General features: G+C 43.7%; 20 protein-coding genes. 15 read left to right on the top strand and 5 right to left on the bottom strand.

The features are described 5' to 3' along the window. Positions 1-363 precede the first annotated feature (363 nt). The 4 genes from A1232T_RS04520 (at position 364) to A1232T_RS04505 (ending at position 4,383) form a co-directional block, all read left to right on the top strand. Complete coding sequence (locus tag A1232T_RS04520; RefSeq protein ID WP_077448256.1) at positions 364-1,515, top strand: sulfate ABC transporter substrate-binding protein; 1,152 nt, start codon at positions 364-366, stop codon at positions 1,513-1,515. A gap of 149 nt (positions 1,516-1,664) precedes the next feature. Further along, positions 1,665-2,549: a sulfate ABC transporter permease subunit CysT gene (cysT, locus tag A1232T_RS04515; protein ID WP_077448255.1), complete on the top strand. Its 885-nt coding sequence runs from the start codon at positions 1,665-1,667 to the stop codon at positions 2,547-2,549. 106 nt (positions 2,550-2,655) lie between these two features. Further along, positions 2,656-3,603, top strand: a complete 948-nt coding sequence (gene cysW, locus A1232T_RS04510; protein ID WP_077448254.1) for a sulfate ABC transporter permease subunit CysW — start codon at positions 2,656-2,658, stop codon at positions 3,601-3,603. 57 nt (positions 3,604-3,660) lie between these two features. Then, complete coding sequence (locus A1232T_RS04505; RefSeq protein WP_077448253.1) at positions 3,661-4,383, top strand: sulfate/molybdate ABC transporter ATP-binding protein; 723 nt, start codon at positions 3,661-3,663, stop codon at positions 4,381-4,383. 121 nt (positions 4,384-4,504) lie between these two features. Here A1232T_RS04505 and A1232T_RS04500 read toward each other — a convergent pair whose 3' ends face one another. Further along, positions 4,505-5,443: a universal stress protein gene (locus A1232T_RS04500; RefSeq protein ID WP_077448252.1), complete on the bottom strand. Its 939-nt coding sequence runs from the start codon at positions 5,441-5,443 to the stop codon at positions 4,505-4,507. Between the two features lie 202 nt (positions 5,444-5,645). Here A1232T_RS04500 and A1232T_RS04495 point away from each other — a divergent pair, with 202 nt between their 5' ends. The 5 genes from A1232T_RS04495 (at position 5,646) to A1232T_RS04475 (ending at position 9,745) form a co-directional block, all read left to right on the top strand. After that, positions 5,646-6,935 carry an arsenic transporter gene (locus A1232T_RS04495; protein WP_077448251.1) on the top strand — a complete coding sequence of 430 codons (1,290 nt, stop codon included), beginning with the start codon at positions 5,646-5,648 and terminating at the stop codon, positions 6,933-6,935. Positions 6,936-7,047: 112 nt separating this feature from the next. Beyond that, positions 7,048-7,560 carry an arsenate reductase ArsC gene (locus tag A1232T_RS04490; RefSeq protein WP_077448250.1) on the top strand — a complete coding sequence of 171 codons (513 nt, stop codon included), beginning with the start codon at positions 7,048-7,050 and terminating at the stop codon, positions 7,558-7,560. 73 nt (positions 7,561-7,633) lie between these two features. Beyond that, positions 7,634-8,389: an arsenical resistance protein ArsH gene (gene arsH, locus A1232T_RS04485; RefSeq protein ID WP_077448249.1), complete on the top strand. Its 756-nt coding sequence runs from the start codon at positions 7,634-7,636 to the stop codon at positions 8,387-8,389. A 251-nt stretch (positions 8,390-8,640) separates the two neighbouring features. Continuing rightward, on the top strand, positions 8,641-9,072 hold the full coding sequence (locus A1232T_RS04480) for an MgtC/SapB family protein (RefSeq protein ID WP_077448248.1): 432 nt from the start codon (positions 8,641-8,643) through the stop codon (positions 9,070-9,072). A 22-nt stretch (positions 9,073-9,094) separates the two neighbouring features. Continuing rightward, complete coding sequence (locus A1232T_RS04475; RefSeq protein ID WP_143513949.1) at positions 9,095-9,745, top strand: hypothetical protein; 651 nt, start codon at positions 9,095-9,097, stop codon at positions 9,743-9,745. Positions 9,746-9,880: 135 nt separating this feature from the next. On the opposite strand, the gene gdhA is transcribed toward A1232T_RS04475, so the two are convergent. The 3 genes from gdhA to A1232T_RS04460 form a co-directional block, all read right to left on the bottom strand. After that, entirely contained in the window at positions 9,881-11,233 is a 1,353-nt protein-coding gene (gene gdhA / locus A1232T_RS04470) for an NADP-specific glutamate dehydrogenase (RefSeq protein WP_077448246.1), read from the bottom strand. A 248-nt stretch (positions 11,234-11,481) separates the two neighbouring features. Beyond that, entirely contained in the window at positions 11,482-12,927 is a 1,446-nt protein-coding gene (locus A1232T_RS04465; RefSeq protein ID WP_077448245.1) for a DHA2 family efflux MFS transporter permease subunit, read from the bottom strand. A gap of 145 nt (positions 12,928-13,072) precedes the next feature. After that, positions 13,073-13,903 (bottom strand): alpha/beta fold hydrolase, encoded by an 831-nt coding sequence (locus tag A1232T_RS04460; RefSeq protein ID WP_077448244.1) that lies wholly within the window; start codon positions 13,901-13,903, stop codon positions 13,073-13,075. A gap of 356 nt (positions 13,904-14,259) precedes the next feature. Between A1232T_RS04460 and yghU the strand changes: the two genes are divergently transcribed. The 3 genes from yghU to A1232T_RS04445 all read left to right on the top strand — a co-directional run bounded on the left by yghU (position 14,260) and on the right by A1232T_RS04445 (position 17,851). After that, positions 14,260-15,111, top strand: a complete 852-nt coding sequence (yghU, locus tag A1232T_RS04455; protein WP_077448243.1) for a glutathione-dependent disulfide-bond oxidoreductase — start codon at positions 14,260-14,262, stop codon at positions 15,109-15,111. A 392-nt stretch (positions 15,112-15,503) separates the two neighbouring features. Continuing rightward, positions 15,504-17,021: a DEAD/DEAH box helicase CsdA gene (gene csdA / locus A1232T_RS04450; RefSeq protein ID WP_077448242.1), complete on the top strand. Its 1,518-nt coding sequence runs from the start codon at positions 15,504-15,506 to the stop codon at positions 17,019-17,021. A 170-nt stretch (positions 17,022-17,191) separates the two neighbouring features. Beyond that, entirely contained in the window at positions 17,192-17,851 is a 660-nt protein-coding gene (locus tag A1232T_RS04445) for a DsbA family oxidoreductase (protein WP_077448241.1), read from the top strand. A 93-nt stretch (positions 17,852-17,944) separates the two neighbouring features. Here A1232T_RS04445 and A1232T_RS04440 read toward each other — a convergent pair whose 3' ends face one another. Continuing rightward, entirely contained in the window at positions 17,945-19,417 is a 1,473-nt protein-coding gene (locus A1232T_RS04440) for an L-serine ammonia-lyase (RefSeq protein ID WP_077448240.1), read from the bottom strand. 371 nt (positions 19,418-19,788) lie between these two features. Here A1232T_RS04440 and A1232T_RS04435 point away from each other — a divergent pair, with 371 nt between their 5' ends. The 3 genes from A1232T_RS04435 (at position 19,789) to A1232T_RS04425 (ending at position 22,183) form a co-directional block, all read left to right on the top strand. Next, positions 19,789-20,622, top strand: coding sequence for an amino acid ABC transporter substrate-binding protein (locus tag A1232T_RS04435; RefSeq protein WP_077448239.1), 834 nt, complete (start codon positions 19,789-19,791; stop codon positions 20,620-20,622). Beyond that, on the top strand, positions 20,619-21,356 hold the full coding sequence (locus A1232T_RS04430) for an amino acid ABC transporter permease (protein ID WP_077448238.1): 738 nt from the start codon (positions 20,619-20,621) through the stop codon (positions 21,354-21,356). Before A1232T_RS04435 ends, A1232T_RS04430 begins: the two co-directional genes overlap by 4 nt. An 83-nt stretch (positions 21,357-21,439) precedes the next feature. Then, the gene (locus A1232T_RS04425; RefSeq protein WP_077448237.1) at positions 21,440-22,183 is read left to right on the top strand and encodes an amino acid ABC transporter ATP-binding protein; all 744 of its coding nucleotides are present in this window, start codon (positions 21,440-21,442) and stop codon (positions 22,181-22,183) included. The last annotated feature ends 154 nt before the right edge of the window (positions 22,184-22,337 follow it).

Raw genomic sequence — 22,337 nt, 5'->3', positions numbered from 1 at the left:
GGATGTTTTTTAAGACCTCTCTTAACTTCTCTTAAACAACTTGTAATACCAAATTGGTCAAAGCTTGCACTTACTTAACACCTAACATCAGGCTTTGATTAATACCCCTGCAGTGCGCCCAAGCGGTTATCCCTCTTAAGATAACTTGGCTTGGGCCACTGCTTTTTTTGTTTAAACTTTTGGTGCTTTTTGTTTAAGTTTTAGCTATTTATTCTGTTTGAATCAAAAATCTAAGCCATTCTTATATTCCTATTTTTCATTAAGATATCTTTATTAATCACTAAATACTATAAAGGGTGGCTGTTAGCATGAGCATACTTAGGCCGATATAGGCTTATCCGGCCCGCATAGGAAAAACAACTCATGGCTAACAATAAATACGCCAAGCACAGCTATTTAAATAACCCTTCTCTGGCCTCCAATCCCTTGCCAGCCTCTATCAAGCAGTGGGGCACTTTAGCAAGTCTTGTTAGCTTAGGCGCATTAACTCTAGCTTTAAGTGCTTGCGGCAATCAAAAACAGTCAACTACAGTGACCCATGCTGATGGCACGGTTACCACCATTGAAAATAAAGAGCTACAGCTGCTCAACGTGTCTTATGACATCTCTCGTGATTTTTATAAACAGTACAACCCGCTTTTTGTGACCCATTATAAAGCGGCGCATCCAGGCAGCAATATCACGGTCAGTCAGTCACATGGTGGCTCAAGTAAGCAGGCATTATCGGTAGCCAATGGTCTACAAGCTGACGTAGCTACCATGAACCAAGGCGCTGATATTGAATTGCTGCAGAAGAAAAGTCTGGTAGCGAACGATTGGAGTAAAGCTTTTGGGAATAATGCGGTGCCTTTTACCAGTGCTACCGTATTTTTGGTCAGACAAGGCAATCCTAAGCAGATTAAAGACTGGGATGATTTGGCCAAACCTGGGGTGGAGATTGTCATTGCCAATCCAAAAGCTTCAGGCAGTGGCCGTTATAGCTTCTTAGGCGCTTATGGTTATGGTCTACATACTTTCAATAACGATGAAGTAAAGACCCAAGCTTATGTTAAGCAGCTGCTTAGCAATGTGAAGGTTTATGAAAACGGCGGCCGAGCAGCGACCACCACCTTTGTGCAGCGCAACATTGGTGATGTGTTAATCACCTTTGAAAACGAGGCCAATTTATCAGCGACTAAGTTTGGTAAAGGGCAGGTGCAAATTGTGTACCCAAGTTATTCTATTCAGTCGGAAAACCCAGTGGCCGTAGTCCATAAAGTCACTGACAAAAAAGGTACCACTCAAGCGGCCACAGAATACTTGCAGTACTTATGGAGTGATGAGGCTCAGCAGTTGGCTGCGGACACTTATCTACGCCCGAGTAACCCCAGTATATTGGCCGCCAATAGCGATAAATTGCCGGCGCTTGAGACGTTTCGCGCTAATGAGGTGTTTGGCAGCTGGGATGAGATTATGACCAAGTACTTTAAGGAAGGCGGCGTGTTTGATCAGCTGGCGTTAAATCAGGCTAACTGATTGAGCTATATTCCTTTTATTCACTACGATAGCCTTATTCATCATTAAACTTAATAACTAAGCCCTGTTAGCATGATGACCATGACGAAAACCGCCGTAATTTGGCTCTAGCAGTAGCAAACTTAAATAAAAAAAGCAGTGAGATATCCATGACCCAGCAGACCACATCGACAGCGACTTCCGTACGTCAACGCTCTTGGCTCACCAAGCTGCGTCAACGTAATGTGCTACCTGGCTTTGGCTTATCCATGGGTATCACCGTACTTAGCTTATCGCTTTTGGTTATTTTGCCATTTGCGATGATGGCTTATACCACCACCCAAATGGGCTGGACTGGGTTTATTGATGCCATTAGCCAAGCTCAAGTTAAAGCAGCCATTATCTTGTCATTGAAGATGTCGTTTTATGCGATGTTAACCAACATGGTGTTTGGCACCTTGGTGGCTTGGGTATTGGTGCGTTATGACTTCTTTGGTAAGTCAGTCATCAATGCCTTGGTAGATTTACCTTTTGCCTTGCCTACGGCGGTTACCGGTATCTCACTAGCGACTTTATACGCGCCAAACGGCTTAATTGGTCAGTTTTTTGACAAGGTTGGCATTCAAGTGGCCTTTACACCGATTGGTATTTGGTTGGCCTTAGTGGTGGTGAGTTTTCCTTTTATTGTACGTGCGGTTCAGCCGGTATTAGAAGAGCTGTCAGTAGAGTATGAAGAAGCGGCCGCGGTATTGGGTGCCAATCGTTTGACTACCTTTCGTACCGTTATCTTGCCCGAGCTATTTCCTGCGCTACTGATGGGAGCCGGCATGATGTTTGCTCGTGCCACTGGTGAGTATGGTTCGGTCATCTTTATTGCCGGTAATATCCCTATGCAGTCAGAGATTCTGCCGCTGATCATTATTAGTAAGCTTGAGCAGTTTGATATCCAAGGGGCTTCTGCAGTGGCGTTATTTATGCTGATGATTTCTTTTGTGATCTTATTGTCTATCAACTTATTACAGTGGCATTTATCGCGCCGTGTTGGGGCTAAGTAAGCCGACCTAGCAAATTAATTAATATAGACCAAGACCAAAGACCCAGCTTAAAACCAACGATTGGTACCAACTGAAAACCTAGAATACTTAAAATTAGGACCGCATTATGCAAATCTCTAATAATTACAACTATCAAGACAATGCCGCTACTCGCGATGCGCCTTGGGTGCGCGCCTTGTTTATTGGTGTCGCTTCGGTGTTTATGGTTGTGATGTTGGTCATTCCACTGATGGCCGTATTCTATGAAGCTTTTAAAGGCGGTTGGGACTTGTATCTGGCAGCTTTGGTTGAGCCTGAAGCTTTAGCGGCCATCAAGCTAACTTTGATTACCGCAGCTATTGTGTTGCCGATTAACATTGTCATGGGTTTGGCCATTGCTTGGCTTGTAACCCGCTATCAGTTTAAAGGCAAACAGTTGGTAACGACCTTATTGGATCTACCATTTTCGGTATCTCCTGTGGTTGCCGGTCTAATGTTTGTGCTGTTATTTGGTCTTAACTCAACCGTGGGTGGCTGGCTTGAGTCTATGGGTATTCAGGTTATCTTTGCGGTACCGGGTATTGTTCTAGCCACTTTGTTTGTAACCTTTCCGTTTATTGCTCGTGAGCTCATCCCTTTAATGCAGTCTCAGGGTGATAGTGAGGAGCAAGCAGCGTTAACGCTAGGGGCTTCAGGCTGGCAGGTGTTTTGGCATGTGACCCTACCTAATATTAAATGGGCACTGTTATACGGCATTATCCTAACCAATGCTCGTGCTATGGGTGAGTTTGGTGCAGTTAGTGTGGTCTCAGGGCATATTCGCGGTGAGACCAATACCATGCCACTATTGGTTGAGATTGCTTATAACGAATATAACTTTACCGCCGCTTTTGCTTTATCGAGCTTATTGGCTGGTCTGGCGTTATTAACGCTAGTCGTTCAGCAAATCATGAGTAAGATGCAGGCCCGTAAATACGCCAAAGGCATTGATCGTGAGGCCATTGTGGCACCGAAGCTTGTGGTGAATTCATCTAAGCCTAAAGCCGCTACCGTCTCAGGCAACAGTAATTCTTAAGCTGCGTATTTCGCCCCAAATTTGATTTGACCCTATTAAAAAATAAAGAGTATAAACATGAGCATCGATATTCAAAACGTCCATAAAAGCTTTGGTAACTTCGTGGCCCTAGAAGACATTTCATTGACTGTGCCTACCGGTAAGCTAACCACGCTATTAGGTCCTTCAGGCTGTGGTAAGACCACCTTACTGCGTATTATCGCCGGCCTTGAGTATGCCGATAGAGGTCATATCTTATTTGACGGTGTCGATGTCACTGATACTCCGGTTCAAAAGCGTCAAATTGGCTTTATGTTTCAACACTATGCCTTGTTTCGTCATAAGACCATCGCTGAAAATATCGCTTTTGGCTTAAAACTACTGCCTAAGGATCGCCGTCCTAGCAATGCCGATATCAAAAAACGCGTCAACTACCTATTAGAGCTGGTTCAACTACCAACCTTAGCCAATGCTTATCCGCACCAACTCTCAGGCGGTCAGCGTCAGCGTATCGCTCTAGCCCGTGCCTTAGCGGTTGAGCCGAAGTTATTGTTATTAGATGAGCCGTTTGGGGCTTTGGATGCCAAAGTTCGTAAAGAGCTACGCACTTGGCTGAAGAACATTCACCATGAGCTTGGGGTAACCAGTATCATGGTAACCCACGACCAAGAAGAAGCGCGCGATGTGTCTGATGAGATTGTGGTGATGAACCATGGCTCAGTAGAACAGATTGGCACGCCAGAAGAGCTAATCGCCAATCCTTCAAGTGAGTTTGTGGCAGACTTCTTAGATTTGGTATAATGATCAAAGCTTATTATCGCTGCTTATTACTGCTAAAACAAAAAAACCTGAGACTGGCTCAGGTTTTTTTTATTTTTAATATGACCGCTTTAGCGTAGTAATGTTCTAACGTAGCAACACCTTAACGTAGAAGTATTACAGGGGCAGTGGTCTTAGTTAATAACTTAGTGGTGGTACTACCCACGAAGAAGCGGCGCCATTTAGAATGACCATAAGCTCCGATAACGAACATACTGATGTTGTTGTCATTACGGAACGCGGTTAAGGCAGAGACCACGTCAGCATGATCCATCTTGGTGCTGTCGATAAAGTGAGCGGTGATATTAAAGCCTGCGTCACTCATTTTCTTTTGTGCTTTATACAGCTCGGTCTCGTTAACTGTGTCTTTGTGGCCGACCATGACGATGTGGCCCACTAAGTTTTTAGCGATGTTATTTTCGCAAACAATATCCACCACTTTTTTTGCGGTTTCACTACCGTCAAAGGCTACCATAAACGACTCTGGGGTAATAAAGCCATCAGAGCAAACTAAGATCGGACGATTGACAGCGCGCACCACGCTTTCAATTTGACTACCAATATTGACGTAATCGTTTTGGTGGTCTTTACCTCGGCGACCTAAGACAATAACTCGGCTTTTATCGACATGGTGCTCGATAGCAGGTAGCAGCTTACTGCGGCGAAGGTGGCTATAGACATTGGCCTGAGGGTAAGAGATTAAGATGTGCGCTTTGGCATCTTGTAACAAGGCTTCCCCATGTTGGTTAGCGATACGCGCCGTTTGCTCATCGAGTGTGGTCAGCTCCTGCATTAGGCTATGACGGCTGTCCATGCCGATAGCACCGCTCAAATCGTGGCGGTAGGATTTGGGAACATCAATGACATGCAGCAGGCTTACGGGTAGGTTTAACTCATTGGCATACCAAGCTGCATAATCACAAACAGACTGTGTCACATTAGAGCCATCGATACAGGCTAAAATGGTTTCATTGAATGCTTCAGGCTCGCGCTCATTACGTGTGGCGGTATTATTAATGGAATCCTTATTGATGCTAGTCATAATCCAGCTCCTTATTGTAATTATTAGTACTTAGCCTATTACCAATATAAGTATTAAAAATTTATTTATCAATAGGCTTAATATTACTACTAGCTGGGCAGTTACTCATAGTCCATGTTTTAGACTTTTGGTTTATTGAGCTATTTGCTCATTTTTTTATTTATAGACTGACACTGACAACTTATTAAATAGAGACCTTATTATGCTCGTTGCGGCTTTAATTTTTATATTTACTCTAATATTGGTTATCTGGCAGCCGCGGGGCTTGGGGATTGGGGTTAGTGCCACTTTAGGAGCGATATTAGCGCTTATTACTGGCGTGATCGGGTTGGGTGATATTCCAGTAGTATGGGATATCGTCTGGAACGCCACCTTCGCCTTTATTGCCATTATTATCATCAGCCTACTATTAGATCAGGCCGGTTTCTTTGAGTGGATTGCGCTACACGTGGCCCGTCTTGGTGGGGGCAATGCCAATAAGCTGTTTGTGCTTATCGTGCTATTGGGGGCTGTGGTAGCCGCACTGTTTGCCAATGACGGGGCGGCGCTTATCTTGACGCCCATTGTGATTGCCATGCTTGTGAAGATGCGAGTATCGCCTGCGACGACCTTGGCCTTTATCATGGCGGCTGGGTTTATTGCGGATACCGCAAGTTTGCCTTTGGTGGTATCAAACCTAGTGAATATTGTCTCTGCCGACTTCTTTAACATTCCCTTTGATCGCTATGCTCAAGTTATGATCCCAGTAAACTTGGTGTCGGTACTGAGCTCTTTGTTGGTGCTATATCTGTTTTATAGACGAGATATCCCGAGCAGCTATGATGTCGATAGCTTGCCTGAGCCTGTTAGCGCTATTAAAGACCCAGCGACCTTTTATATGGGCTGGCTGGTACTGGCCGCTTTATTACTAGGCTTTTTTGTACTAGAGCCGATAGGGATTCCTATTAGCGCCATCGCGGGAGTAGGGGCGGCTACCTTGTTAATTACCGCGCTGATTAATCATAAGTTGTCTGTGCCTAATGTGCTCAAAGAAGCGCCTTGGCAAGTGGTGGTGTTCTCCCTTGGTATGTACTTGGTGGTGTATGGGCTTAAGAATGAAGGGCTGACCGGTTATTTGACTGTGGCACTAAATGCGTTAGGTGAGCAGGGGCTATGGGCGGCTACGATTGGTACTGGCTTTATGTCAGCAGGCCTGTCTTCTATTATGAATAATATGCCCACAGTGCTGATTCAGTCTTTGGCTATTGCCGATAGCACTCAGCCTGATACCATTACCCAGGCGATGGTCTATGCCAATGTCATTGGTTCAGACTTGGGGCCGAAGATTACTCCGATTGGCTCACTGGCTACCTTGCTGTGGCTGCATGTGCTGGCAAGTAAAGAGGTGGTTATCACTTGGGGTTATTACTTTAAGGTGGGGGTTATCTTAACCGTCCCTGTGCTGCTGGCCACTTTAACGGCATTGGCATTATGGTTGCCGGTAATAAGTTAGTGTCGGCTAACATGTCCCATTATTAAATTTAATAATAACAAACCTGTTTTATAAAATAGCCTAAGCAAATAAAATCTAAATCCATTAAGCCACTTAATAAGCGAACTACTTTATGAAGCCCTTAAATATTTTGTACATCTGCACTCATAACCGCTGCCGTAGTGTGCTCTCTGAAGCCATTACCAATCATTATGCCGCTAATAACACTGAGCAGGGCAGTGAGCCTAGAATTATTGCTAAGAGTGCGGGCAGTACACCAGCAGGCGAGGTGCACCCTTTAACTTTACGTTACCTTGATGAGGCGAGATATCCCATTGAGGGGTTAACTAGCAACAGTTGGGACGATAAACAGTACCTTGAGGGCTTTGAGCCTGATGTGCTGATTACCGTCTGCGATAATGCGGCTGGCGAGACCTGTCCTGTTTGGTTAGGCAGTTTGCCAGGCTTAACTAAGCTTCATTGGGGTCTGGCTGATCCCTCAAAAAGTACCGAAGATGAGCAGCAAACCAAGGCCAACTTTGAACAAGCCATTGCCACCATAGAAGCGCGAGTATTGCAGCTTTGGCAAGTGGCACAGCTTCCTGAATCAGAGCGTAAGCAGGAGTTATTAGATTTAGTAAAATAGCCTAAGCAAATAGAAATAAACCTATTTAAAACCCTAAAACTTACTTAATTAACCAATTTCAAAGAAGATAACTATGACTAATTCCTCACAAGCCGACCTTAGCGACCTACCTAACATTGCCCCAGAACAGTTTAAAGTACCTCATATTGAAGACTTTAAACGCCAGCTGTCTACTCATAAACCAAAATTTGTACTGCTGTATGGCTCATTACGGGAAGTGTCATACAGTCGCTTAGTGGTAGAGGAGTGCGCACGTATCTTAACGGCTATGGGCGCTGAAGTTAAGATCTTTAATCCTGAAGGTCTGCCACTACCAGACAGTGAAGAGGTTACTCACCCAAAAGTTGCTGAGCTGCGTGAGCTCGTACAGTGGAGTGAGGGTATGGTTTGGTGCTCTCCTGAGCGTCACGGCTCAATGACCGGCATTATGAAGTCACAGATTGACTGGATACCACTATCACTTGGGGCAGTGCGCCCAACTCAGGGCAAGACTTTAGCTGTAATGCAGGTATGTGGGGGATCACAATCGTTTAATACAGTGAATCAACTTAGAGTCTTAGGACGCTGGATGCGCATGATCACCATTCCAAACCAATCTTCTGTCACCAAAGCTTTCTTAGAGTTTGAAGAAGTAGAGCAGGCAGATGGCACAGTGACGAGACGTATGAAGCCTTCAGGGTTTTACTTGCGTATCGTCGATGTGATGGAAGAGCTGATGCGCTTTACGCTATTAACTCGCGACCAAGCCGACTATCTGGTTGATAGATACTCAGAAAGGGTTGAGAGCGCAGAAGAGCTAATGAAGCGCGTTAATCAAAAAGAGATGTAGGCCTGTTTGTTAGGTCTATATCTTCTTATAGTTATAAGATATAAAATAGCCTAAGCAAATAGAATCAAACTCAGTACCACTTTGCAAAACTCATCTTATAAAACAGAATTTACGATAATTACAAAGGCCAGAAAGCAAAATCCATACCAAATAAGCTAAAAGTTAACGGACTCTAAACGGTTTAACCCCCTGATTTTCGTTACTATCTTGTTCAATAAGGGTATTAACAAGATCAGGAAAGGAGGCCGGATATGTTAGATTTAGATATCAATTTTCAATTGATGGGCTATCACTTATTTAAGCTGTTTATTGCTTTTATGCTGTCATTGCCCATCGCATTGAACCGAGAAATGAAGGATAGTGGGGCAGGGCTTAGAACCTTTCCGCTAGTAACCATTGCTTCCTGTGCTTTTATGTTAGTTGGAATGGATATATATAAAGGCGATGCTGAAGCCAGGATTATGTATGCCATTATCACCGGTATGGGCTTTATTGGCGGTGGCGCTATCTTCAAAAGCGAGGAAGGGGCTAAAGGAACGGCAACAGCAGCCAGTTTATGGAACACGGCAGCCATAGGTATCTCTGTGGCTACGGGCCGCTATGAGATTGCCATCATCCTATCTATCGTGGGCTTCGTTATTCTGCAATTCTCTGAGCCTTTTAAGACTCAATCTAATAGTTAAGCTTGCTAGGAGTGTGTATCCAATGCTGTCTCAAAGTTGCTGCGTAAAAATTGCTCTTTGTGGAGGGCTGAGTCTAAGTAGCCTAGTTTTAGTGGGTTGTGGTAATTCTATTTATCATCCCGCCGTTAACTCCTCACAGATTCTAGAACAGGCAGCGACATCAGAAGTAATTCGCAATATCGGATATCCCACCCATAATGGAATCAGACAAAAGGGCAGTGTGCTCGTGGGAGACAATTACTCTTATCTTATTTCCACGGGTAACGAGGGCCTCGATTTAGTCTCGCAGTTGTCTGCAACAGATATAACGATTGATCAGCCGATTTTAATCAACCGTTATCCAGATAACAGTGTCAATATCACCTTAAGTTTTCGTTATGGGCACACTCAAAATATCAAAAAAGACGCTTTGAGTACTCAGCAACGTGCCTTATTAAACCAACTTTGCTCTAATACCTCGTTTAATAACTGTCAGCTGCAGTTACAAGGCGGTATGTATGCGCCTTTGAATCCTATTAATAGCAGCGTTAAGCTAGATAAAGGGTTGGCTGCCAAAATATATTCAGTGAAAGACAAACGGGTCAAGACTCAAGCTGAAGTAGGGGTCATACCGTTAAAGGTTATTTTGGAAACCATAGAGTTACCGCTAGAGATTTTGTCGATTATCAAATAACCTTTATTTAAGATGCACATATTCAAGACGCACCAAATTAAAAACACAAAAAAAGGGTGAACTGTTTTCCAGTCCACCCTTTTTGTTTAGCAAGCTATTATTAGCCAAGTCTAAGCCTAGTTCATTAATAGCTGCTTAGTTCAAGATACCGTAAGCCACTAAAGCATTGGCCACACGCTTATAGCCTGCAATGTTAGCACCTGACATATAGTCAATACAGCCATCTTGGTTAAAGCCATACTCTTCAGAAGCTTGTGCAGCGTCATCATGGATGTTTCTCATGATAATTTGTAGCTGCTTATCAACGTCTTGGAAAGTACGGTATTGACGCACTGAGTTTTGTGACATTTCTAAACCAGATACTGCCACGCCACCAGCGTTAGCTGCTTTACCTGGCGCATAACGCATTTTGTTTTCACGAACAAAGTCGATCGCATCGGCATCAAGAGGCATGTTAGCGCCTTCAACTACATAGCGAATACCATGATTGTACATGGCTTCAGCATCAGCGGCAGTCACTTCGTTTTGAGTAGCACATGGGATAGCGATGTCACCATCAAATTGCCAAGGTTTTTGACCTGGTAACCACACACCGCTACCACCAAACTTTCTGTGGTACTCAAATAATGGCTGACGATTGGCTTTTTGTTCTTTCACCCAATCCAGCTTCTCTTGGTCGAAGCCAAACTCATCGTATAAAGTACCTTTTGAGTCTGACAAAGTGATTACTTTAGCGCCCAAAGCAATCGCTTTTTCTGCCGCGTGAACTGCGACATTACCGGCACCAGATACCAATACCGTTTTGCCTTCCATTCGGTCGTTATGAGCTTTTAGCATATTTTGTAAGAAATAAACTGCTCCATAACCTGTTGCTTCTGAACGGCATAAACTACCACCGAAGCCAACACCTTTACCAGTTAGCACCCCATTGTATTCATTGGTTAGGTTTTTATACATCGCGAACATGTAGCTAACTTCTTTGCCACTTACTCCGATATCACCGGCTGGAACATCCATGTCTTGGCCAATGTAACGGTAAAGTTCACGCATAAACGCATAACAAAAACGACGGATTTCGCTGTCTGATTTGCCCTCAGGATCAAAGTCGGAACCGCCTTTTGCGCCGCCCATAGGTAGGCCGGTTAGTGCGTTTTTGAAGATTTGTTCGAAGCCTAAGAATTTTAGGATAGACTCGTTTACAGTAGGGTGGAAGCGAATGCCGCCCTTGTAGGGACCTAAGGCATTGCTAAATTGGACACGCCAACCACGGTTGATTTGGATATTGCCTTCATCATCTTCCCAATTGATTCGAAAGCTAATAATACGGTCAGGCTCGGTTAGGCGCTCAAATACTTTATGCTTTGCGAAGCGTGGTTCGCGATCATAAACAACGTCAATAGTGCTCGCTACCTCTTTTACCGCTTGAATGAATTCAGGTTGGTGTGGATAGCGTTCTTCAATGCGTTCAATGACGTCTTGCATGCTCATAGGCCCTGTCCTTATCAGATTAGATTACATGGATGTTGCAATAAAAAAATACTCTAATGTTGTGATAAATTCAACATTTTTTTATATTTTTGTGTTCAGTCATTACTAAAGGCTATGCATGTTTTATACAGCATTTATTAACAAAAGTATGGTTTTTATGGCCGATATAGACTGTCTTAGGGGGAGCTCCCTTCCCCCTATTATAGGACATTTTCAATTAATTTTTTTTAAATATAAAAAAGTACAGCTTAATATAAGCCGCGGCCATCTTCAGGTTTCAATCGTAAAAATGACAATCCCGATATGATAGTGATGATACCCAATACATAGTAAGTGGCGTTAAAAGCACTCACGACTTCAAAATTGAGTCTATCGCTAAATACTGTCAATATGGCCGCACCAAACGCAATACCAAAGCTTATGGCCAACTGTTGGTTGACGGCCATTAAACTATTGCCACTACTGGTCTGAGGCCCCTCAAGATCACCAATAGTAATGGTGTTCATGGCACTAAACTGCATGGAGTTACAAGCGCCCATAACCACCAATAGTGGGGCAATATAATACCAAGGAATTGAGGCATCTAATTGTGCCAAAAGAATGATTAAAATACCTAGCAAAGTGGTGTTAGCAACCAAGACTTTGCGGTAACTAAAGCGTTGAATAATCTTGCTTACCCAAGGCTTGATGCCCATAGCACCCACTGCAATCGGAGTTAATAACCAGCCTGCCTGCGAGGGAGTGTATTTGAAAGCTACCTGAAACAATAACGGTAGCAAATAGGGGACAGCACTGATACCAAGACGGGTAAATAAGTTACCAGTGATACCAATTCTAAAGGTACGCACCTTAAATAGGGTCAAAGGAAATATCGGGTTGCTTGCTTTACGGGCATGACGCACATAAATAAACAGCAAGCTTAAGGCGATGGCTGACATGGTAATACCAGGCAGTGCCTCGCCTGGCTGAGATAAAAACTCAACCGCTAAGGTTAGCAAGCCTGCCGCTATGGCAAAAAGAGCGAAACCTAGCCAATCTAACTTGCCAGCGGCCTCTCTGATATCAGGGACTAATTTGTAGCCCATAATAAGACCCAAGACGCCCATCGGAATATTAATCAAAAAAATCCAGTGCCAACTGGCATATTGCACCAGATAACCACCAACCAGTGGCCCAACTAGCGGAGCAATCAATGCTGGAATGACAGCGAAGTTCATCACGGTCAGGAGCTGATTTCGCGGATAAGATTTCACTAAGATTAAGCGAGCTACCGGAGTCATCATAGCCCCGCCAATACCTTGCACCACCCGCGATGCAACTAGCATATCTAGGTTTGGTGACATGGCACACAATATTGAACCGATACTAAATAAAATAATGGCACTTAAAAAGACTTTTCGAGTGCCATATTTATCGGCTAAGAACCCACTAACTGGAATGAATATGGCCAAAGTTAGGGCATAGCTAATTACCGCCCACTGCATTTGTAGTGGGGGCTCTCCTAAGGCTAAAGCCATCTCGGGCAGAGCTGTATTAAGGATGGTGGCATCCAAGATTTGCATAAACAAAGCCACTGCCAGTACATAGGGTAAATATTTGGACTGCAGTGGCGAGAGTTTAACTTTGGGTTCTGTATCTAGCGCAGGCGAAGGAGCATCCGCCGAAGAGTTATTTGGTTTTTCTTTATTGGGCATATAAGGACCTAAAGATTTAGGTTTGAAGAGGGAGTATGAATAATTTTATTCAATGAACTAAAAAAATAGCCGTCTATAATATCATGAAGACGGCTTAAACTTTTTAGTGTTAATGTTAGCCACCTAAAATCCTGATTTTTTAATCCTAATCTACAAAAAAATCTAGATTTTTATATACCTCATCAATGATCTCATTAGGCGACTTTAGCCAAGCGCTGTGTGGGTTACCCTTAAGTGAGGGGTCAATCTTCACTTTATTTAGCTGTGAGTCAGCACATAACTTAGACAGCCGTTTGGTAGATTTATATGGTGCAAAGTCATCACCCACAATGTTGATAAACAAGCCGCGTCCAAGACCGGTATTTAACGACTTTCTCATAAAGTCATAACGCCCCGTTTTGGCAGTGTGCAGCCAATCTTTCATCAAGGTCTTAGCCTCCCTATGACCAAACCCAACCTTATAACCTGGTAAATAGCCATAAACCCGAATAAGTAGCTCGAATGTCACAATGGCAGCTAATATCTTAATTTTTCCGAAGCCTTTCCAGTTTTTATAATGGATATTGCCAGTAGCCACGCCGACCATCGCAAAGTCGGTTGTGGCACAATATAGACTGGCGATATGAGCACCTAGGCTGTGTCCGAACAATATAATTTGGTTATCAGGTGTGGTCTGTTTTGCTACGTCAATCAACTTAGGTATGAAACTAACCACCAAGTCGCGATAGCCATAGTCGACACCTCTTTTGATATGCGGTCGGTTTTCACCACAGCAAGGATAGTCTGCGCTTACCACAGTGAAGCCCTTTTGCGTCAGTGCGTCTATGAACGTACGATACTTTCTGAGAGGCACACCAATGGCAGTCATTAGCACCAAGGTGATATTTAAGTTATTATTTTGACTGTCGCTAGGTTCGTTGATACGGACTTTGACAGGATAGGACTGTTTTTTAGTTTTAAAATTAAAGCTGTGCATAAAAGATTATCCTTAATCCAAATGTTGTACTTGCTTTAGGTGTACTGTCTTTATTTGATTTTTTATTAATTGACAGCTTTTGAGCATAGCAACTCTACTGCTGAGAATCTACGACCACTCATGACCTGATGCGACTAACTATAGACAGTAAAGATAGACGATAAAGATAAACAGCAGGTTTTATGACTCTTTACTCATTCACACCCATTTGTAAATAGACTCATACTCAACTGACTGAAGAAAGGCTATATAATGACAGCCATTGTCGCAAAAAATACTTTTTCTAATCATTGCACTAACTAAGTGCCACTAACAATAAAGACAACTTAATCAATAACTAAACCAATGGATTTACTATGACACAAGATGCTATGAATAAAGACACTACAACTAACAACAATGACTACACCCCACCAAAAGTTTGGAAGCCAGTAGAAGGCAATGGAGGAAAGTTTGCCAATACTAACAAGCCTACCGCTGGCGCTCGTCATAAACAAAAGCTACCTAAAGGTGAAAACCCACTACAGCTGTACTCGCTAAACACCCCTAATGGCGTGAAAATCAATATGCTGCTAGAAGAGTTGGCCGAATTGGGAGTGGAAGGTGCGAAGTATGACGCTTTCAAGATTGATATTATGGAAGGCGATCAGTTTGGCTCAGAATTTGTGACCATTAACCCCAACTCTAAGATTCCCGCCTTAGTGGATTACTCAAATGAAGAAGGTCCTGTCCATATCTTTGAATCAGGGGCGATCATGATGTACTTGGCTGAGAAGTTTGAGAAATTTATCCCTCTGGCCACAGACAATGCACACAAGCGAGCGGCTTGTTTAAGCTGGACCATGTGGCAGATGGGTAGTGCTCCTTATGTTGGCGGCGGGTTTGGCCACTTCTTTAGCTATGCGCCGTACCCAATGCAATATCCTATTGATCGATTTACTATGGAAACCAAGCGCCAGCTGGATGTGTTAGACAAGCATTTGGCCAATTCAGAGTATATGATTGGTGATGGGGAAGAGCGCTACACTATTGCTGATATGATTATTTGGGCGTGGTACGGACAGGTGGTATTGGATCAGTTGTATGAAAATGGGGCAGAGTTCTTAGATGCTTCAAGTTATACCAACGTACAGCGCTGGGCGAAGCAAATCGCTGCAAGACCTGCTGTGAAAAGAGCTGTAGAGTTAGAGCTAAAGCCAATTAACTAAGCTTAATTGGTAAATAGCGGATAAAACAGGTAGGTTGTTTTAATTAATTTTGAAATAACCTACCTATTTAAAATCATTGTGTTATACTACGCGCTTGCTGATTGATAACATCGCCCGCAATTGTCGTCTGGAGAAGACACCTTTTATAATTGTTGCCGATGATTTTGCTGTTAGCCTTTCCAATAACCTCTCTAATAACTTATTGATATTAGAAGCTATTGACGCTAACGATTCACCGGTAACAACCATCAAAATACGTATCTAACTTGTACATAGGATGTACTTCTTAATTTACGCTTATCTGTGTTGTACCTAAAAAACTTTAACTGATCACTACTGGCCTTCAGCATTGGCCGAATTGATAGTGGCAGTAACTTAATGGACACACATTTATGTCAAACTTAGACACCATCCTAAACAACGCAGCTGACGAAATTGAAGGCGTAACCCCTTCTGAAGACGGCATTAGCTTTGTAGACTTAGACCTTTCTCCTGAACTTCTATCTGCTCTATCAGCAGCCGGTTACGATCAACCAACCCCTATTCAAGCTCAATCTATCCCGCCAGCATTAGCCGGTCGTGACTTATTGTTGTCTGCGCAAACAGGTAGTGGTAAAACTGCTGCATTCGTATTGCCAATGCTTGATAAAATCATTCGTGATAAAGCAACCAACAAAACCATTCATACGGTAATTTTGACACCAACACGTGAACTTGCTAACCAAGTAAGTGATAGCGTTCGTCAATATAGCTCAAAAACTCGCAATATCTTCAGCGTACCTTTAGTGGGCGGCGCCCCTTACGGTGGCCAGATTCGTGCCCTTAACAAAGGCGTTCAAATCATTATCGCAACGCCAGGTCGCTTTATTGATCACATGAACTCAGGTCGCATTGACTTATCTGAATTAGACATTCTAATTCTTGATGAAGCAGACCGCATGTTAGATATGGGTTTTGCTGAAGATATCGAAAAAGTAATGCAAGCGGCTCCTAAGACCCGTCAAACCATTATGTGTTCTGCAACTTGGGATGGCCCAGTTGGTAAGATTGCTGCCAGATTCACCAACAACCCTGAGCGCATTGCGATTAAAGCAGAAACCAAGCACATTGATGAGTCAGTATATTATGCTGATGACTTCAATCACAAAAACCGTCTTTTAGACAACTTGCTAACTCAAAAAGATGTGAACCAAGCGATCATATTCGCTGCTACTAAGCGTAGCTGTGAGACTTTAGCTAAGAGTCTTAAAGAGCAAGGCCATAAAGCCAGCTTCTTACATGGTGACTTACCACAAGCCAAGCGTACTCGCATCATCAATGATGTGAAAGCCGGCAAAATTACCATTTTAGTAGCGACAGACGTAGCAGCTCGTGGTATTGACGTAAGTGGTATCACTCACGTATTTAACTATGATCTTCCTCGTCAAACTGAAGATTACGTGCATCGCATCGGTCGTAGTGGTCGTGCCGGCCGTACTGGTATTGCTATCAACATTTGTAGCATTGATGACCGTCCACAACTTGACGCCATCAATCGTTACTTGAAGCGTACTATGTCAGTTGAAGAAGTTGAAGGCATGGAACCTAAGAAAAACACCAAAGACCTAGCGGTAGGTACTGGCGCTAAACGTGGTCGTGGCGGCAATCGCCGTGGTGGACCAGGTGCTGGTAACCGTCGTGGTGGTAATGGTGGCGGTGGCTACCGTGGCAAGTCTAACGACAATGCCAGTGGCGAAAAACGTGGTCACGGCGCAGGTCGTCCAAGCGGTAAGCCTTCAGGTCGTCGTTTCGGCGGCGGTGGTAAGCCAGGCGCAGCAGCAGCTAAGCCAGCAGGACAACGTCGTAGTGGCCCAGCTCGTTCAGGTGAAGGCCGTCCAGCACGCCCAGCCCGTCGTAGCAACAATGGCTAGTTAATGGCTCTCGTAGCTCATTAACAGACAAAAAAGACCAGTCCCATTCGGGGTTGGTCTTTTTTTATGTGTAAGATTTAATAATAAAGCGAGTCTGTGACTAATTTGATAGTCTATAGAGTGTTGAAAGAGTAAAGAGAAAAACAAAGAGAGAAATAAAGAGAGAAACTATGAAAATCACTTATTGGTCTGACTATGCTTGCCCTTATTGCTATATCGGCGAGGTTAGATTAGACAAAGCCATTGCTCAGCTGCAGTCACGAGGTGAGTTGCCTGATAAAATCGAGATTGAATTAAAGGCCTTTCAGCTAGATCCCAATGCACCGCTAACTTCTGCAGGTCCCACTCAAGAGCGCTTTGCCAAAAAATACGGCATCAGTTATGAGCAAGCTGGGGAACAAGTCCAAAAAATATCGCAATTGGCAGCAGAGGAAGGCATAGGCTTTGATTATGCTGATACCTTGTTTACCAATACTACAGATGCCCATCGCTTGACCAAGTATGTGCAACAAAATGCACCTGAACTTGCTGATTCGCTCAAAAAAGCGATCTATAAAGCCTATTTTATTGAACAAAAGGAGTTAGCAAGCCGTGAGGTGCTGATTTCAATTGCTAATAAGGTGGGATTGGATATTGATGTGGCGGCTTTGCTGGAGGGTGAAGAATTTAAAGCAGAGGTAATAGCCGATCAACAAGAGGCCTCAAGTCTAGGCGTTCGTGGTGTGCCTTACTTTGTGATCAATGATAAATATGCGATACCTGGGGCTATGTCGCAACAAGATTTTGAGAACACATTAAGACAAATTCATAACGAAATGAATGGCCAGTAGCTTAAGCTAGCGACTCATCATTAGCCAATAAAAAAGACCAATCTGATATAAGACGGGTCTTTTTTTATGGTTATATTGTTTAGGGGTTTAATATTAGCACTGCGGATAACCGACACCGATCTCAACCACATCAATGCGGCTGCCATCCGCATGCTGCTCAGGGTTATAAGCATGCACTGCAAGCCCGCCCATGGCCGTCTCTTTATACTTATCCATCATATCCGCGCCTGTGGCCTTCATGGTAGCAATGGCTTTATCAAGGGGCACATGGTGCTCACCATCACCGCGACTGGCCAAACGAGCCGCGTTAATGGCCTTAACGGCCCCCATAGCGTTACGCTCAATACAAGGCACTTGTACCAGCCCGCCAATAGGGTCACAAGTGAGTCCTAAGTTATGCTCAATACCGATTTCAGCGGCATTGGTACACTGAGAAGGGGTCAGGCCCATGACATGCGCCAGACCCGCTGCCGCCATGGCACAGGCTGAGCCAACTTCGCCTTGGCAGCCCACTTCAGCGCCTGAGATAGAGGCATTTTGTTTGATAATAGTGCCAATAGCAGCTGCTGTTAGTAGGAACTCGCGAACCCCTTGCTGCTTATAGTGCGGCAGAAAATCACGGTAGTAATGCAGTACAGCTGGAATAATACCCGCCGCTCCATTGGTTGGGGCAGTGACCACACGCCCGCCATTGGCATTTTCTTCATTCACCGCTAGAGCAAATAAATCTACCCAGTCCATGGCCATTAGCTTATCGGCACTCTTTTTTGGGCTCTCAAGCTCGTCTAATAGCTGACGATACATGTCTTTGGCTCGGCGTTTTACTTTTAATCCACCAGGTAAAATACCTTCACCTTTACAGCCGTTTTTAACACACTGCTGCATAACCTCCCAGACTTCGTCTAGGTATTGATAAATTGTCGCCTCATCACGAAGGGATAGCTCGTTGGCCATCATAACGTCACTGATGCTAAGGTTATGCTTTTTGCATTGAGCCAATAGCTCGTTACCGTTTTGAAACGGGTAGGGCACATTACTATCGCTGGTGATGGCGACACTATCTGCCTCACTGCTGCTCTGTGTGTCTTCTGAGCTGTACTCATCCTCAGTTGCCACAAAACCGCCGCCAATTGAGTAATAATTTTTTTCCAGAGCAATCTCACCTTCAATATAAGCGGTGAAGCTTAATCCATTAGGGTGATGAGGCAATGTAGTTTGAGGGTGCCACACGATGTCGGTATCATAATTAAAAGAGATAACCTGCTTGCCAGCGAAATTTAATAGTTGCTCGTTTAGTACAGGTGCTAGATACTCGTCGACTTTATTGGTATCAATTTTATCGGCTTTAAAACCTAAGAGACCTAAGATACAAGCGGTATCGGTAGCATGTCCCTTACCTGTCGAGGCGAGCGAGCCATACAAGTCAACTTGAATACGCTCAATATCAGACAGGTCGTATTGCTGCAGCAGTTCATCTATAAACTTGCCAGCGGCGACCATAGGCCCCATAGTGTGTGAGCTTGAGGGACCAATGCCAATCTTGAACATATCAAATAAGCTAATCATTAGTGTTATACACCTTCTTTTATTTTATGAATTTATCTATACAAATATTAAGCAATTATAACCAAATGCTTGCTATTATAATAATAATTTTTAGTAAACACTTGTCTTTTTTTGGCCATCTGCTAAAAGTATTGGTTATAAAGGTACTTTTTATGTTCATGTTTGACCTGACAGCCCTTTATCTTGGTAGAATGTAGAGTAGATTTCAAGGGAGTTAGATACTAGCCATGCCAAAACGAGATATATTAATGCTATTTTGGAATGATAAATTTACTTGAATCAGGACAGGGAAGTCCCATCAAGGACTCTCAGCCAGCTATGGATATAAAAAACCATATAACTATCTTTTATTTTAAATTAGAGGAAATACCATGAGCTTTCGCACTTTTAGAAATATAACAACAGTTGCTGCAACAGCCGTATTGGTTGCTGCCTGTGGTCAATCGCCTTCAGATAAGACGGAAGCTACGGATACTTCTGCAACTGAATCAGACCTACTAAACCGCATCAACAATGGCGGTACAATTAACGTAGGCACTGAAGGCACATATCCTCCATACACTTACCACGATGAGCAAGACAACCTAACGGGCTATGATGTAGAAGTGACTCGCGCTGTTGCTGATAAACTAGGCGTAAAGGTTGAGTTTAAAGAGACTCAGTGGGATGCCATGCTAGCCGGCCTTGATGCCAAACGCTTTGATATGGTGGCAAACCAAGTGGCCCTAACCACACCAGAGCGCCAAGCTAAATATGACATCGCTGAGCCTTACAACTGGTCTGGCGCGGCCATTCTTGCGCCAAAATCTGATAGCCGCTATAACTCTTGGGAATCTTTAAAGGGTCTTAAGTCTGCCCAATCATTAAGCAGTAACTATGGTGAGCTTGCCCAGAAATACGAAGCAGAAGTGGTTCCTGTTGATGGTATGGCACAAGCCATTGAGCTGGTTAAACAAGGTCGCGCTGATGTGACGTTGAATGATCACTTAGCCATTCTTGATTACCTAAATAAATTCCCAAACAGTGATCTAGAAGTGAAGCTGGTTGCCCCTGCTGAAGAAAAAACGGGTGCGGGTATCGTTATGCTAAAAGGCAACGATGAAGTACTAGCAAAAGTTGATGCGGCCATGAAAGAGTTACATGAAGATGGCACTTTATCTGAGCTAAGCCAGCAATTCTTTGGTGCGGACATTACCAAAAGATGATTTCTTCATTACTTGAAGCAATAAAAAGTCTGCTTGCTCTGCTGCCATTTATGTCACCAGAGCGGGCAGAGATTGTCATTCAATCCTTTTGGCCGATGCTTAAAGGGGCTATCTACTATTCGATACCTCTTGCCATTGCCTCATTTATTTTAGGCATGTGTATTGCCTTGGTTGTGGCGCTGATTCGAGTGGTTCCTCGTAATGCGTTGTGGCATAAGATTGCTTATCGTTTAGCGCGCGCTTATGTCTCGGCCATTCGGGGCACTCCCATGCTGGTGCAGCTGTTCATTATTTTCTATGGCCTGCCCAGTATCGGCGTTAAGCTTGAACCGTTTCCAGCCGCAATCATTGCTTTTTCATTAAACATCGGTGCTTATGCTTCTGAAACAGTACGTGCTGCTATTTTATCTATTCCTAAAGGACAGTGGGAGGCAGGCTCTACAGTCGGCTTAAGTTATTTGCAGACGTTTCGTCATGTGGTATTGCCTCAAGCGCTACGGGTATCTGTTCCTCCTTTATCGAACACCTTTATTAGTCTGGTTAAAGACACCTCTTTAGCGTCTTTAATCTTAGTGACTGAGATGTTTAAGCAGGCCCAGATTATCACTGCCCGTAACTATGAGTTTATGCTGGTATACACAGAAGCAGCCATTATTTATTGGGTGATTTGTCTGGCATTAAGTACGCTGCAAGGCCGATTAGAAACTCGATTGGATCGTTATGTTGCCAAATAGTGGGCAGTAAATTCGTTCATACACTAGCATAAGCACACTAAAGCATAACGTTTGCACGCACTCGCAAGATACAGGATATCTCAATGATAAAAATAACCAACATCCATAAAGCCTTTGGTGACAATGAAGTGCTAAAAGGCATTGATTTGGATATCAAAAAAGGCAGTGTGGTGGTGATACTTGGCCCGTCAGGATCAGGGAAAACCACTTTTTTACGCTGTCTTAATGCGCTTGAAGTTCCTGAGCAGGGCGTTATTGAGTTTGATGATGGCAGCTTGAAGGTAGACTTTGGTGCTAAACCCTCTAAAGCCTTGATGCGTAAGTTACAACAAAAATCAGGCATGGTCTTTCAGTCCTACAACCTGTTTCCGCACAAAACTGCAGTAGAAAACTTAATGCTAGGGCCGGTCATTGCTCAAGGTAAAAATAAAGCCGATGCTCGCGCAAAGGCCTTACAGCTTCTAGATAAGGTGGGTTTGTCTGATAAAGTGGATTTATATCCTTTTCAGCTATCAGGCGGTCAACAGCAGCGAGTAGGTATTGCTCGCGCGCTTGCCATTGAGCCCGACTTACTGCTTTTTGATGAGCCAACCTCAGCACTTGATCCAGAACTGGTTCAAGAGGTATTAAAGACCATGCAACAGCTGGCTTCAGAGGGCTGGACCATGGTGGTGGTCACTCATGAAATTAACTTTGCTCGTAATGTCGCTGATGTGGTCATGCTGATGGAAGATGGGCATGTGGTAGAAGTAGGGCCACCAGAGCAGCTGTTTGAGCAATCCGAGCACCCACGTACTCAAGCTTTCTTACAGCGCATTATCTCTTAGAGCCAAAAGCGATTAAATTTTATATCTGTTTTCTCTGTACACGACAAAAAACAAGAAAGCTGACTAAGGACAAGGCATAATAGTAATTTTTCTTACGAACCACACTATGCCAAACCTTAATCAGCTCATAAATATATTATCGCAAAACCTAACC

The organism is Psychrobacter pasteurii, from assembly GCF_900162815.1.
GTDB lineage: Bacteria > Pseudomonadota > Gammaproteobacteria > Pseudomonadales > Moraxellaceae > Psychrobacter > Psychrobacter pasteurii.
The sequence above is the reverse complement of the archived record's forward strand: the minus strand, read 5'-3'. Positions and strand labels throughout refer to the sequence as shown.

What these genes read in the sequence shown, in the direction of transcription:
- A1232T_RS04445 (WP_077448241.1), top strand. Translation starts at nt 17,192, where the DNA reads ATGAAAATCACTTATTGGTCTGACTATGCTTGCCCTTATTGCTATATC.
- csdA (WP_077448242.1), top strand. Translation starts at nt 15,504, where the DNA reads ATGTCAAACTTAGACACCATCCTAAACAACGCAGCTGACGAAATTGAA.
- A1232T_RS04435 (WP_077448239.1), top strand. Translation starts at nt 19,789, where the DNA reads ATGAGCTTTCGCACTTTTAGAAATATAACAACAGTTGCTGCAACAGCC.
- yghU (WP_077448243.1), top strand. Translation starts at nt 14,260, where the DNA reads ATGACACAAGATGCTATGAATAAAGACACTACAACTAACAACAATGAC.
- A1232T_RS04495 (WP_077448251.1), top strand. Translation starts at nt 5,646, where the DNA reads ATGCTCGTTGCGGCTTTAATTTTTATATTTACTCTAATATTGGTTATC.
- cysW (WP_077448254.1), top strand. Translation starts at nt 2,656, where the DNA reads ATGCAAATCTCTAATAATTACAACTATCAAGACAATGCCGCTACTCGC.
- A1232T_RS04475 (WP_143513949.1), top strand. Translation starts at nt 9,095, where the DNA reads ATGCTGTCTCAAAGTTGCTGCGTAAAAATTGCTCTTTGTGGAGGGCTG.
- A1232T_RS04490 (WP_077448250.1), top strand. Translation starts at nt 7,048, where the DNA reads ATGAAGCCCTTAAATATTTTGTACATCTGCACTCATAACCGCTGCCGT.
- cysT (WP_077448255.1), top strand. Translation starts at nt 1,665, where the DNA reads ATGACCCAGCAGACCACATCGACAGCGACTTCCGTACGTCAACGCTCT.
- A1232T_RS04460 (WP_077448244.1), bottom strand. Translation starts at nt 13,903, where the DNA reads ATGCACAGCTTTAATTTTAAAACTAAAAAACAGTCCTATCCTGTCAAA.
- A1232T_RS04500 (WP_077448252.1), bottom strand. Translation starts at nt 5,443, where the DNA reads ATGACTAGCATCAATAAGGATTCCATTAATAATACCGCCACACGTAAT.
- A1232T_RS04425 (WP_077448237.1), top strand. Translation starts at nt 21,440, where the DNA reads ATGATAAAAATAACCAACATCCATAAAGCCTTTGGTGACAATGAAGTG.
- A1232T_RS04480 (WP_077448248.1), top strand. Translation starts at nt 8,641, where the DNA reads ATGTTAGATTTAGATATCAATTTTCAATTGATGGGCTATCACTTATTT.
- A1232T_RS04465 (WP_077448245.1), bottom strand. Translation starts at nt 12,927, where the DNA reads ATGCCCAATAAAGAAAAACCAAATAACTCTTCGGCGGATGCTCCTTCG.
- gdhA (WP_077448246.1), bottom strand. Translation starts at nt 11,233, where the DNA reads ATGAGCATGCAAGACGTCATTGAACGCATTGAAGAACGCTATCCACAC.
- A1232T_RS04520 (WP_077448256.1), top strand. Translation starts at nt 364, where the DNA reads ATGGCTAACAATAAATACGCCAAGCACAGCTATTTAAATAACCCTTCT.
- A1232T_RS04430 (WP_077448238.1), top strand. Translation starts at nt 20,619, where the DNA reads ATGATTTCTTCATTACTTGAAGCAATAAAAAGTCTGCTTGCTCTGCTG.
- arsH (WP_077448249.1), top strand. Translation starts at nt 7,634, where the DNA reads ATGACTAATTCCTCACAAGCCGACCTTAGCGACCTACCTAACATTGCC.
- A1232T_RS04505 (WP_077448253.1), top strand. Translation starts at nt 3,661, where the DNA reads ATGAGCATCGATATTCAAAACGTCCATAAAAGCTTTGGTAACTTCGTG.
- A1232T_RS04440 (WP_077448240.1), bottom strand. Translation starts at nt 19,417, where the DNA reads ATGATTAGCTTATTTGATATGTTCAAGATTGGCATTGGTCCCTCAAGC.